This window comes from Emticicia oligotrophica DSM 17448 (assembly GCF_000263195.1).
GTDB classification, from domain to species: Bacteria; Bacteroidota; Bacteroidia; order Cytophagales; family Spirosomataceae; genus Emticicia; species Emticicia oligotrophica.
Genome location: NC_018749.1, coordinates 37,712 through 50,745, shown reverse-complemented (window position 1 = coordinate 50,745; position 13,034 = coordinate 37,712). Strand labels below are relative to the sequence as shown.

Here is a 13,034-nt window from a genome sequence, read left to right as displayed (position 1 = left end):
TTCAAACAAATGCACCGAAATATGGTGTTCCCCAAGAAAATTATACATTGCCGAATTGGCATCAAGCGAGCCAAAACAATAAATGTTGTCTATGTTCTCAACGGGTAAAAAAACAGCCTGCCCTTCATTGCCATTTTCATCAACGGGCAAAAATTTGAGCGTACTATCTTGCCGACTTAACCGACTAGGATTGAACAAATAGTAAGTTTTTTCACATCAAGAAAAATTTTAAATATGCTTAATATAAAAAGCCAAAAAGCCAGAGCGGAACCACATTTCCAATTCCTGTTTCGATATTATCTTTTATAACAAAGGCATCATCAATAGCCTTTATTTGTTTCTTTTTCTTACTTTTTCCACCAATTTCCACCGTTATTTTGCCATCAATTATATAATCTGCCGTATCAGATACTTCAACATTTCTACCTGCATTTCTAAGTTGATTTACAAAAAAGGTCTCTCGCATTGAGCCTTCATCTGGTACATTACTTAGTGCATAACAGAAGTTGGTATTTTCTAAGGTAATCTTGTCGGGTTTTTGAAGTGCTGAAAAGCCCTTTCCTGTTTTATTGATTAAATTTATCAATGCGGCCTGCTCCAGATGCTGTAAAAGCATTAAAAGAGTGTTTCTGCCAATTTGAAGTTGAGTGGCTAATTCCAAAATATTAGGGATATACGGAACCGTTTCTGATAAAATTCCCAATAATTTTTTAATTTTTGATTGGTGTTCGGCCGAGTAATCATTAATAAAAGCCAAATCATAAGCTAAACACGCATCAATTATCTGAAAAACTCTTGTCAAATAGTCTTGTTCGTTTCCTTTTACAGTACCAAATGGTAAATATCCGTGACGCAAATATGACTTAAAATGTCCAAGTGGAGATGCGATTTGCTCCATTATTTCAGCAGCAATGGCCCGATGGTTCTCTAATATATCGCTCAGTGAGTATGTTTTGCAATGGGCTATTTTGTTAATTATCAAGTACTCTCGAAATGACAATCCATGTAATGAGTAAGAAAGTACTCTGCGACTTAGATCAGCTTCTCCTCGATAAATATCTAATGCTGATGATGCTGTAAAAATTATTTGCATATCAGGAAAACCATCATAGATATTTTTCATCTCCGATGACCAGTTTTTATATTTATGTACTTCATCAATTATCAGAAGTCGGCCTCCCAATTTGTGCCATTCTTCAGCAGTGTCCAATAGATTTTTTGTATAAAACCATGGATGGTCGGCCGTAACATACAGTGATTTATTGAGGTTTTGGGTTTTCAAATATTGCAAAAGTAGGGTTGTTTTCCCAACCCCTCTTATCCCTTTAATGGCAATCATACGCTCACTAAAAGAGATAGCATCATAAAGATACCTTTTGTAATCTGACTTTACATTACGGAGTAAATTGTCTTGAAATGAAAATAGTTTTTCCATATAATTGTTTTGAGTTCAATACAAATATAATATTTTTTTGTTTTGATTTCAAAACAAAAAATACTCTTCGTTACTCCGGCAAAAATCAAAATACGAGCGTTTACCGCATTTTGATTTGGGTAGGGTAGGAGGCCAGCTTTCGAGCGAAATAATCTCAGTAGCTTGTAAAACCGATTTTTCAATTATTACGCAATAAATACAAATAAAACTGCACCTGTGCCACATGAGCCAATTCTTTGGCCGCTGATTTTTTGGTTTAGTAAACCACACTCCGAATCGCATCAAAAAAATCAATCTTGGCGGTGCAAGTCACAAAACCCTTATCGGTAAAGACTTCGGCCGAAATTTCGAGTTCTTGGTTTTTGTCAGCTCTTTGTGGGTAGCTTGTGTCGCCAATCAATTTCCCTTCAGCCACAATATCCGATGTATGCTCCATAAGTATTGCATGGGCGAGCCATAGCTTACGGTGGCATAAATGCAGATAAAGGAAACTGGAGAACGTAAAATGTTTGAAATTCTTAAGCTATTACTTGATAACCATTCTGATGAAGGAATGAGCATATTCTTCATCAGATTCCTTCAGTCAGGGGTATTGCAGCAATGGTTGATTGTCAGCAGTTGGTCGTAGAGTTAAGGCAAATCTCATAGTATTTTCATGGAATAGGCGGGATAGTGTATGCAAATACTAAAAATGATTAGAATCAATCAAAATTGAATTTAGATATTTATTATTTGGTTCGGTGTGTAAATTAACTATTGTTTTTGAATATTTCCGTGGAGTTATTAATGGCGTAAATGTAAGTTAGAAGTCAGAGTTCAATAAAGGTAACGCACAGCCTATGAAGCTCATGTAATCCAACAGCTTGAAATGATTAATAGGAGTTTTGAAAGGTTTAAAATTTGATAATGATTTATTTATTTTGATTAACACTGAAATTGTATCAGGCATTTATAAATGTTACTTAACATAAGATTAATTATAAAACATATCATATGCTACTAATTTAACTTGACATATATAATATAAATATATGATAATCAAGTACTTACAAAGAAATAAAAAAAATCGTAACTTCATACCCTACTTACGAAAAGTAGTAGAAAGTTACCGTGCTGGACTGGTCTCTTCTACCGAATTGAAGACTGGCTTACAGATGGATTTTAAGCGTGTTCGACATCTTAACAGATGGTATTTTAAGCATAGAGTTTTACCCCTTCTTAAACCTAAAAAAACTAAGAAAATGAAATCAGAGAATGCACGAATCAAAGAACTTGAAGCAAAAATCAAGTTACTCGAAAAAGAAAAAGAATTTTTCAAATTGAAGGCTGTTGCTTGGGAAACTTTGGTCGATGTGGCCGAAGAAACTATGAATATTTCTATCAAAAAAAAGTTCGCACCCAAACGGTTGAAAAGCTGACTTGTCGCTACCCCTTGCTGGGTATGAGTTTGCTCTGTTCATTGTTTGGGTTTAGTCGTCAGGCTTGGTATGCGGCTATCAAGCAGAAAGAAAAGGTTTCGTTTGAATTTGATGCAGTTTTGGCTGAAATATTAGCTATTCGCAAGCGAATACCAGGTATTGGTACGGCTAAATTGTATGAACTTTTAAAGCCTTTTTTGTCTTCCCATTTCATTAAAATGGGTCGCGATAAGATACATTATTTACTAAAAAAAGAGGGTTTATTGGTCAAAAAGAAAGGTCGTAGAGTGGTTACAACCAATTCTGACCATTGCTTGAAAAAGTATCCAAATTTAGTGAAAGATATTATTCCAACAGAAACTGAAACGTTGTGGGTGTCCGACATGACTTATCTTTCGTGTGGTCGTGGCTTTGCTTATTTATCATTGATTATGGATGCTTTTTCTCGAAAGATTGTTGGCTGGTCTATACAAAAAAAGTTGGATGCCAAAGGGCCTGTTTTAGCTCTAAAAATGGCATTAAAATCCCGCACTAAAGCCACACAATTAATACACCATTCGGACAGAGGTGTACAGTACTGCTCATGGGTATATGTGGATTTATTGAGGGATTCAAATGTGGAAATTAGTATGTGTTCATCGGCCGAACCCAATGAAAATTCGATGGCTGAACGCCTGAATCGTACTTTAAAAGAGGATTTTAATGTGAAGGGATTTATTTCTTTTTGTGAGGCTTCGGAGGTAATTGAGCGAGTAATCAAGACTTATAATGATTACCGCCCGCATGCTTCATTAGATTACAGAACACCTAAGCAGGCTCATCAATCTATTGGTAGTCAAAGACTTAGGTGGTATCCGTATAAAAAAATAAGGTTTTCTAATGTGATTAGAAAACCTGTAAATACGGCTTAATCCGAAACTGTCAAGCTATCCTCGTTATATACGCATTATTCATAACTTTCTTATAATTAGGTAGTTATACTTTGCAAAAAAATACTTAATTCGGACTTTTCTAAGTTCAAATTTGAAATCTTTTTTTTCATTTGCTCCAATACTTTGGTTTTATTAATAGGTTTCTGTTGTAATTTCGAGAAATTGAATTCTTCATTTTTCTTAAACAGAGTCCATATTATTCGTGCCATTTTATTAGCAGTTGCAGTAATAGCCTTCATCGTACCAACTTTGCTTTTAATCTTATTAAAAAAGGTAGTTAGAGGATTATTATCTTTCATTTTACCGACATTTAATGCAATTCTTTTTAAAGTTACACTCATAGATGACTTGTTTTTCTGTGAGTGATTTGACTTTATTTTTCCTCCAGTAACTCGGTGATTTGGTGTGAGTCTTAAATAATTTGAAAAACTTTTTGCTGATTGAAAAGAATCAATCCTGTTACCTATTTCTGATAAAAACACTAAAATAGCATCTCGTCCCATCCCTGGTATAGTATCCAGATTAATGCCATCAAATATTTGATAGGCATAGTTTTCAACTGGATATTTAGGGACATTTCTATCAACTCTTTTATTTGTTTTTGCACATACCAAATCAATATTGTTGTTTTGTGCCTCACTTTTAAGTAGCTTTTCAATTTCACAATCCAATAGTTTTAACTCCTCTAACAAATTTTGATAAATTCGATAACACTGTTTTAATTGAAATATGTCGGTTGCTTTAATATTGCCAGTAAGAGCCTTCGCAATTTCTGTTTTACTTTTTTTACATCTTTTATCAGCCAATTGAGCTAGTTTGACTCCATCCATTTCACCATTTATAATGGACTCAATAATACGCAAACTTGATTGAGAGGTTGAATGTGCCAGAGCCACATCTAATCTAATATTGGCATTTCTAAGTATTTTTTGTGTTCTGCGAATGTAATCAGATGAATTTTCTATTAGGTTTCTTCTCAATCTAACCAATGAACGCAATTCCATAGAAAAATTATCTGGAACAAAACATGAAGGTAATAAGCCAAGAGAATGTAACTGTTGAATTCTAACTGAATCCTGAACATCAGACTTTTTACCTTTGAAATTCTTCGTATTTACTCCAGCAGTAACCACAACTTTTAAATCGTATGCCTGCAATATGGCAACTAAAGGGCTTTCGTATCCGCCAGTAGCTTCCATAGCAACAGTTTGAATATGATTGTCTTTTAAATATTGAGCAATTTCGTAAAGATTCTCGGTATATACACCGAATTCCTTCACCTCACTATTTTTGCCATCTAAAGCAACCACATGAAATTTACTGCCAATATCAATCCCAGCGGCATTAGGATTTACAACGGGCATTTTAACGAAAGTTTGACTTTGATTTGTTTCCATGATAATACAGTTTATGGTTAAATACTATTATCAGAGGAACTACTATTTAAAACTAACGGGACATTATATACGGGATAAGTTAGAAATGTCAATAACTTCTAAGTTTCACCAAAATGATAGTTCGCACAAGAATCACTTCTTTGAGTAGTTAAATCTGGGTAGCATAAGGGCTAAAAACACCAAATTGAGATTCGATTTTTCTTCTTTTAGATTTCTCCTCCGAAGCAACTGATAATAACTCAAATTTAAACAAAAATGTAATGCGTTCTCAATGATAGAAAATTTTAAGATTTATTGAGGGTAGCATACGTCATACCCTACTTACGAAAAGTAGTAGAAAGTTACCGTGCTGGACTGGTCTCTTCTACTGAATTGAAGACTGGTTTGCGGATGGATTTTAAGCGTGTTCGGTAGTTTCACGTCGAGTGATGCCAAATATGTATTTTAAACATGGGATTACATTTATTATTAGTCATTGTTTTCCATTTCAGTAAGTTTGTCTTTTGCGTGACTATCATATTGAAGTTCAGTTAATTGAGAGAATAAGTAATCATCATTTAATAACTTTAGAAATAGCCTTTTAGAAACACCCGTATCAAGATTTAATTTCGTTTCATTTAAATTAAAACTAATTTTTCCTGTTAATTCTGGATGATTTCTAATAAAATTAATAACATTAATTACTGAAACATTTAAAACTGGAGAATTACGAATTCTCATTAATTTTCTCGCATTTGTGATACTTTGAGCAATTTCATTGATTTGTCCTATGTCTTCAATTAATTGATTAGCCTCTATTAAATCAATTGTATTTTGGGCCTGATTCCTAATGACATCTTCAAACCCAAAAAATCTTTCAAGTATATTGAGCTTTAGCACAATTAAGTTTCCATCAAGCATCATAAAATCAAAACTTCTATCAATAGCTAAAGCATCATCTTGCACCTTAACTAATCTTTGATTACTTGGAATTAGTAAAAACCTATCCCTTTTTAATAAATTTACAGGGTGGTGCTTTTTATAGAGAGCCATCTTATTACCCTCATTCCCAATAGTTATTAAGTAACCTTGCAGATTTACAAAATTGTCTTGATTAAAATTGAAGTTAGGTTGGTTTTCATTTAGTAAAATATCATCAAGTATATCAAGACTATTAGGTCTGTCATCTAAATCATACTTATATACTACATTTTTTCGGTCATCCGCTTCACTAATATTTTGATAATGAAAATCTTCATTAGTTATGAACTTATCAGAAATATATTCAAGAAACCTTTCTTTGAGTTCTTGCTTCGCATTATTTTCAATATCAGCAAAACGAATAATTGTCTCTCCGTCTTCGTGCAACACAAAATATAATGCTGCTCCAATACCATTTTCAGGATTTAAAAAATAATTTAATCTTGCTATTAGTTGTTCTCTATTCATAGTTTTACGAAATATACATTATCACTTAAAAAAATATGGTGGACACTATCACCTAATTTTAGATTTTCTTTTGAAATAAAAATTAGTCCGGTGTTTTTTTCTGTATCTACTTTATAAAGTTTGTAACCTAATAAAGCCAAAGTTGGGTTTTTATAAAATAGATTTGTTTTAATAAAAATTGCACCAATTATAATAAGAAGGAGTATGGTTACGACTAAATCTTTGCCCTCCAATTTTACTCTTAAAAAGGGTATAATGTAGGTAGTTAGAAATGTCAAATGTTCATAGCTTTGGTCTTCTATTTTTGTGATTTTTTTTGGTAATTTAGTAGCCCCTTTCAAAAAATATTCAAATCGTGCATAAAAGAATAATCCAAGTAATGAAAAACTAATTGCAGTTAATGCAATAATATTTGGCTTTAAAAAGGTTAGGAATCCTTCAAATGTAAAAGATGGTTGCCATGAAATAAAGACAAATTCTTTCACAGCAACTAAAAAAAATAGTAGCCAAAGGGAAATAACATATAATTGTATTTTTTTCATTTATGGTCGATACGATTCTTTAAAATCACTTGACAATATAGTAATCCAACACTATTTTTCTAAAGTAAAACTCGTATTTTGATTGAATCAAATTTGATTTTGCTTTTTCGTGATTTATCCGATAATTATTCAACTCGATGGTATGAAGTAAACCTTCCAAATAGCGGTCTTTGGCAGAATCATAGGCAACTTGTTGAGCTAAAACTTGCTTTTGGGCAGTCTTTAGCTTTTCTTGGGCAATTTTGGCAGTCAGATACGCCTGCTCAATTTCTTGCTTTATTTGAAGTTTTGTCTGTGATAGCTGAGTTTCAGTAATTCTTTGATTGATTTGAGCATTTGTAATTCGTCCTTTAACCTGCCCATTGGTGTAAATTGGAATATTTATACTTAAACGTGCAAATTGATTCAAATTAAAGCCTAATTGATTGAAATAATTATATTCTTTCGCTGCTGCACTCGAATACGCCGAACCAACTCCTGCACCCAAAGAAACAGTTGGATATTTACCTGCTTCGGCGAGTTTTATGCCTACATTGGCACTTCTTACTCTTAATTCTGCACTTTTTATAATTGGTTGAAAATAAAACCCAGAAAGAATATTTTGCAAGTAATTATCATTTAAGAGAACTGTTTTTTCTTCTATCGAATTATTTTCAATGTCAAAAGCTACAAAATTCGGAAACGCCATCAATTGAGCCAATGAGAGTTTTGAAACATCAATATTGTTTTTGGCATTTAGGGCATCATATTCGGCAGTGATGAGTTGTGCATCTAAATCAATTAAATTGGTTTTTGGCATATTTCCTTCGTTGACCAATGCCTTCACTCGTTCATATTGTGATTGGATGTTTTGAATTTGTTCCTGGGCAATTTTTGATAATTCTTGGTTCATCAGCACCTGCATATAAGCAAGTGTGATTCGGATTCGTAATTCATTTTTTGCCCTTTGAATTTCCACTTGGTCTGCTTCTGCATTGTATTGGTTTTGAATAATTTGGTTTTTGAGAGAAAAACCATTGAAAATCGTAAAGTTAGCATTTGCACCAAACGAATTAGAAGAAATAGTACGTTGAATGAAGCCGTTGGTGAAAGGGTCAATGCTCCTACCTGAATTAATCCCCTGCGAAAACGAACCTGAAAGATTTGGATAAATAGCTTTTTCTGACTGCTCCAAAGTATTCTCAGATTGTTTTAATCTTAACTCTTTAAATTTTACATCAAAATTTTGTTTGTAGGCGTAGTTAATGCACTGAATAAGGTTAAACTTTATATTTGTCTGCCCTAAAAGCGAAATTGGTAATATTATTAATAATAAAACAAACTGCCTCATTTATATAATTTATTTTAATAAAATTGAAAATCCCTCATTTTCTACTCTTTTTTTATTTATTTTTGCAAATAATATTCAATATCCTATAACTTCTGACAGGCTTATCTTTCACGGTACCTGGTTTCCATAATGGTAGCTGATTAATAACTACTCTAATTTTTTCTTTTAAATCATCATTAATTTTTGATATAAATATTAAATTACTGTAACCTCCATTGGGTTCTACTACAAATTGTACTGTTGCAGACCTTATTTCATTAAAGTGATTACATATACAAAAGTTTTGCTTAATGTATATTAAAATTGAATCTTCTCCATAAACAAATTCTGAAGGTTTTTCGGGATAAAGATATATTTCTTCCTGAGAATAGAGTTGGATTGGAAGTATAAATATCAAATAAAAGATTTTTAAGTTCATATTACATTGAGAAAGATAACGCAATGATAATTTCTTTAATGAATCTTATCATTATGTTATTCGATTGAAGATAAAGTTAAATATTTCAGTTATTGTTGTGGTGCTTTGATATAACAATCAATATTAACGCAGGTTACGTCATACGCAGCACCTGTTCCAGCAACTCTTGACCCAGTACATTGCGATACACTTCCTGAACAAGTTCCGCTCATATACCACTTGACGCCATCATCATTTACACATACTGCATTACAATATGTAGAACCACCTTTTACCTCTTTCATTTGTTCTCTCGTTAGACGAGCATCAGCAAATTGTTGAAACATTGTCTTCATTTTCGCGAAAATTTAAAGTTAGAAATTAATTTATTTTGATTTACTTAAGTCCGTAGTTTGTAAAAATCACCTTTCAAAAATTCTGATAAATTCTTTAAAAAACCTCTCTATCAGCCTTTTATCTTCTGTAATTATTTCACCTGATGCGGTCATCCCATTACGAAAAGGGATAGTTTTATAGGCTGAAGTTATTAATCCTTTAGGGAAATTTACTTTAACAAAATAAGCCGAGTCTTTTGGGATTTCGGAAATACTTTGAATCTGCCCTCGTAGTGTACCATACTCTTCATAAGGATAACTTTGAAGCTTTACTATAATTTCCTGCCCACGTTTTACTTTACCAAAATTAAATTGACCGATATTCATTTCTCCGTGGTACCCTTCTCCATTAGGTAAAACATAGAGTAATTCTTGTCCTGTTTTTACTAACTGGTTTTCTTGTAGTGATGTTAATAAAACCACTTTTCCTGCCGTTGGAGCAATAGCAACGTAGCGTTGTTTCCATGCTTCAATATCACTTTTGAGCGTGTGCATGGCTTGAATGAGGGCATTTTTTTGTTCAATAATAGTCTTATCTAATTCTAAAATCTCTTGTTGTTTTTGATTTTGAGACATTACATTATTCTTCATCGAACTGAGCATTTGCTCATTACTTTGCTGTTTGCTAAGTACTTTGCTCATGGCTTGACGATAATCATTTTTTGATACATATCCCTTTTCTTGTAGTCGTTTTTGGCTTTCAAGTTCATCTTCTGCTAGTGCCAAATCTTTTTGATTATTCTGCAATTGATTTTTCAGATTTGACTGCAATGAATTTAGTTGGGCAAAATCATTTTCGAGCATTTTTCTCTTTTGCAAATAAGTACCGTTACCAACAAAAGACTTAACTCTGGTAAATGTTTCTTGAAAAACTTGATAAGATTTTTGTAGTTCGCCTAATTGAAAAAAAGTTGGAATCACGGCTGTATAAGCAGCAGAAAGGTTATCATTAGCGGTCATATTGACCAAAGAATCAGTTAAATCATTCAAAATTAAAACTTCGTCATGGTTAGCCGTACTCTCTAAATAAGCTATTTTCTGCCCCTGTTGCACTATTTGACCATCAATTGCCAACAATTTTACCAATTTTCCATCAGTTTTTGCTATAACAGATTTAGGTAGATTTTGTGAAACGATTTTAAGATTGCCTCTAACTAAATCAGGGTAACGAATAAACCAAGTAACTGCCAGCATAAGCACCAAAACAAAGAAAAAAACGGTAATTCCCCATCGAATAAGCCACGCAGGTGGTTTGCTCAAAACTTCATTTACCTCGCTGCTTCGTAGTTCGGGCATTCTTCCATCATTGCCATTATTTCCATGATTGTTGATGACAGGAGGCATAGTAGGAGGTACAATGATTTCTTGTTTTAATAAATCATCAGTTATTCCCATACCTTTCCCACCCAACAATTCCATCAGATTTGTTCGGAGTAATTTCTCTGAATGATTTGATTCCTCGCTCATTAATTCCCTAATTCTAACTGATTTTTCACTAATTCAAAATATTTTCCATGTCTTTGCGTGAGTTGGGCATGAGTTCCCACTTCAACAATTTCTCCTTTTTCCATCACTACAATTTGGTCGGCATTTTTTACTGTGCTTAGTCGGTGAGCTACTACAATTACCGTTCTTCGACCCGTCGAACCGCTTTTAAAGAATTCTTCTAAATTTGTCATGATAACGCTTTCGTTATTGGCATCAAGTGCATTGGTAGCTTCATCGAAAAATATAAAATCAGGATTTTTGTAAACCGCTCTGGCAATTAGCATTCTTTGCTTTTGCCCTTGTGAAATTCCATTTCCTTCTGCACCAATTTTGGTATTATAACTTAATGGCAATTCTTCAATAAACGATTGAATATTAGCCACTTTTACTGCATGAAGCAGTTTTTTGGTGTCTGGAAATTCATCGCTGAAAGCAATATTCTCAGCAATAGTATCTGAGAAAATAACCCCTTCTTGCATGACCGTTCCACATTTGCTACGCCAAAGTTTGTGGCTGATATTTTCGAGCGAAACATTACCTAAGCGAATTTCTCCACTTTGGGGTTTATAAAACTTTAGTAATAACTTTAATAGTGTAGTTTTGCCGCTTCCACTTGTGCCAACAATGGCCGTTATTTTTCCTTGTGGAATTGTTAAATTAATATTTTTCAATACAGGGTCATTGCCTGCACCTGTATAAGTAAACGTGAGGTTTTTGAGTTGAATATCCTGATTTTCAGGCAAAATATGCAACAATGGCTTTTGTGTGGTTTCTTCATCATCAATTTCATGGATTTCATTCAATCTTTCTAGACTTATTTGAGCATCTTGGTAGTGTTGCATAAACTGAATGAGTTGCTCGACAGGGCTATTGAGCTGCCCAATGATATATTGGAGTGCCATCATTGCCCCTAAAGTCATTTGTCCATTAACAACCTCAGTGGCAGCCAAAAACGAAATGACAATATTTTTACCCTCGTTGATAATCATTGCTCCCGTTTGCTGGTATTGTTGCAAAGCAAGCCCCTTGACGCTCAAATGAAAGTTTTTTACTTGGAGATTCTCCCACTCCCAACGTTTTTTTATTTCAGCATTATTGAGTTTTAGTTCAGGAACAGACTGCACAAGCTGTATCAAAGAACTTTGATTTTGACTTGCCAAAGCAAAGCGTTTATTATCTAATTTTCGGCGATAACGAAGAAAAAGTACTATCCAAATACTATAAACAATGCTACTTATTAAGAAAACGCCAAAGATAGTAAGATTATAATATGCTAAAACTACGCTAAAGATGATGAGATTGAACATCGAAAAAAGTACATTAAGCGATGTTCCCGTAAGGAACGACTCAATACGTTGGTGGTCGCCGATTCGTTGGAGAATATCACCAGTTTTTTTTGATTCAAAAAAAGAAACAGGCAAACGCAAGAGCTTACCCAAAAAATCTGATAAGATACTCAGGTTGATTCGTGTACTGATATGAAGCAATATCCAGCTACGGATAAACTCTACCGACATTCTGCCAATAAACAGCATCAATTGAGCTGCCAAAACCAAATAAATAAAATGCAAATTGCGGGTTTGTATGCCTGTATCTACCACCGATTGTGTAAGAAATGGCAGAATAAGTTGCAAAATTGAACCAATAAAAAGCCCCAAGAAAAGTTGTAAAATAAGACGTTTGTACTTAAAAACGTAGCCCGATAACATACTTAGGTTAATACCCTTTGTTTGCTCGTCAGTTTCTTGGTAAAATCTTTGAGTTGGCTCTAAAAGTAGTGCAATGCCTGTTTTTTCGCCTTCAATTATCGTAGTTGCCCACTGGCTTTCAAATTCAGTATAAGAGTATTTTATAAGACCAATTGCAGGGTCTGCTACATAAACTTGATTCTTTTTTATTTGATAGACTACCACAAAATGGTTTTGTTTCCAATGAACAATGCACGGAAGTGGAGCATCTTTTTCTAATTGTTTGAAAGGTGCTTTTACTGCCAAAGTTTTGAAACCAATGCTCTCAGCAGCTTCACTAATGCCCAATAAAGAGACCCCCTCTTTGCCTATTTGGGTTGCCTCACGTAGTTTTTGTATCGAAAACACTCGCCCATAATGCTTTGCTACCATGCGTAGGCAGGTAGGGCCGCAATCCATCGCATCATGTTGTTGGTAGTGATAAAATTTGGACATTGTTAAATGAAGCAATTCTTTATAGTACTATGTAAATTTTTAATTTATCGTCCCAATTACGAACATATAATATAACAGGTCTATTTAAA

General features: G+C 33.6%; 13 protein-coding genes and 1 pseudogene. 3 read left to right on the top strand and 11 right to left on the bottom strand.

The genetic code is table 11. The features are described 5' to 3' along the window. The 3 genes and pseudogenes from EMTOL_RS20965 to EMTOL_RS22565 all read right to left on the bottom strand — a co-directional run. Window positions 1-198, bottom strand: a pseudogene (locus EMTOL_RS20965) (CRISPR-associated endonuclease Cas1); the annotation flags it as partial. A 40-nt stretch (window positions 199-238) separates the two neighbouring features. Then, on the bottom strand, window positions 239-1,435 hold the full coding sequence (locus tag EMTOL_RS20960) for an ATP-binding protein (protein WP_015031172.1): 1,197 nt from the start codon (window positions 1,433-1,435) through the stop codon (window positions 239-241). Window positions 1,436-1,691: 256 nt separating this feature from the next. After that, window positions 1,692-1,871, bottom strand: a complete 180-nt coding sequence (locus EMTOL_RS22565; protein WP_052315446.1) for a hypothetical protein — start codon at window positions 1,869-1,871, stop codon at window positions 1,692-1,694. Between the two features lie 39 nt (window positions 1,872-1,910). On the opposite strand from EMTOL_RS22565, the gene EMTOL_RS22560 reads away from it, so the two are divergent. The 3 genes from EMTOL_RS22560 (at window position 1,911) to EMTOL_RS20945 (ending at window position 3,764) form a co-directional block, all read left to right on the top strand. Further along, the gene (locus EMTOL_RS22560) at window positions 1,911-2,063 is read left to right on the top strand and encodes a hypothetical protein (RefSeq protein ID WP_305953323.1); all 153 of its coding nucleotides are present in this window, start codon (window positions 1,911-1,913) and stop codon (window positions 2,061-2,063) included. Window positions 2,064-2,466: 403 nt separating this feature from the next. Further along, the gene (locus tag EMTOL_RS20950) at window positions 2,467-2,853 is read left to right on the top strand and encodes a hypothetical protein (RefSeq protein WP_015031171.1); all 387 of its coding nucleotides are present in this window, start codon (window positions 2,467-2,469) and stop codon (window positions 2,851-2,853) included. A 23-nt stretch (window positions 2,854-2,876) separates the two neighbouring features. Then, window positions 2,877-3,764 (top strand): IS3 family transposase, encoded by an 888-nt coding sequence (locus EMTOL_RS20945; protein ID WP_015031170.1) that lies wholly within the window; start codon window positions 2,877-2,879, stop codon window positions 3,762-3,764. 56 nt (window positions 3,765-3,820) lie between these two features. Here the strand turns inward: EMTOL_RS20945 and EMTOL_RS20940 are convergent, their stop codons facing one another. The 8 genes from EMTOL_RS20940 to EMTOL_RS20905 all read right to left on the bottom strand — a co-directional run bounded on the left by EMTOL_RS20940 (window position 3,821) and on the right by EMTOL_RS20905 (window position 12,945). Beyond that, the gene (locus EMTOL_RS20940; protein WP_015031169.1) at window positions 3,821-5,182 is read right to left on the bottom strand and encodes an IS110 family RNA-guided transposase; all 1,362 of its coding nucleotides are present in this window, start codon (window positions 5,180-5,182) and stop codon (window positions 3,821-3,823) included. Between the two features lie 468 nt (window positions 5,183-5,650). Then, window positions 5,651-6,610, bottom strand: a complete 960-nt coding sequence (kwaB, locus tag EMTOL_RS20935) for an anti-phage protein KwaB (protein ID WP_015031168.1) — start codon at window positions 6,608-6,610, stop codon at window positions 5,651-5,653. Continuing rightward, complete coding sequence (gene kwaA / locus EMTOL_RS20930; protein WP_015031167.1) at window positions 6,607-7,152, bottom strand: anti-phage protein KwaA; 546 nt, start codon at window positions 7,150-7,152, stop codon at window positions 6,607-6,609. The genes kwaB and kwaA overlap by 4 nt, the downstream gene beginning before the upstream one ends. 25 nt (window positions 7,153-7,177) lie before the next feature. Continuing rightward, a complete protein-coding gene (locus tag EMTOL_RS20925) occupies window positions 7,178-8,482 on the bottom strand; it encodes a TolC family protein (protein ID WP_015031166.1) in 1,305 nt (434 codons plus the stop codon). A gap of 52 nt (window positions 8,483-8,534) precedes the next feature. Next, window positions 8,535-8,900: a hypothetical protein gene (locus EMTOL_RS20920; RefSeq protein WP_041694382.1), complete on the bottom strand. Its 366-nt coding sequence runs from the start codon at window positions 8,898-8,900 to the stop codon at window positions 8,535-8,537. Window positions 8,901-8,989: 89 nt separating this feature from the next. Then, complete coding sequence (locus EMTOL_RS20915; protein ID WP_015031164.1) at window positions 8,990-9,235, bottom strand: hypothetical protein; 246 nt, start codon at window positions 9,233-9,235, stop codon at window positions 8,990-8,992. Window positions 9,236-9,301: 66 nt separating this feature from the next. Further along, window positions 9,302-10,741, bottom strand: coding sequence for an HlyD family secretion protein (locus EMTOL_RS20910; protein ID WP_015031163.1), 1,440 nt, complete (start codon window positions 10,739-10,741; stop codon window positions 9,302-9,304). After that, window positions 10,741-12,945 (bottom strand): peptidase domain-containing ABC transporter, encoded by a 2,205-nt coding sequence (locus tag EMTOL_RS20905; RefSeq protein WP_015031162.1) that lies wholly within the window; start codon window positions 12,943-12,945, stop codon window positions 10,741-10,743. The genes EMTOL_RS20910 and EMTOL_RS20905 overlap by 1 nt, the downstream gene beginning before the upstream one ends. Window positions 12,946-13,034: the final 89 nt, after the last annotated feature.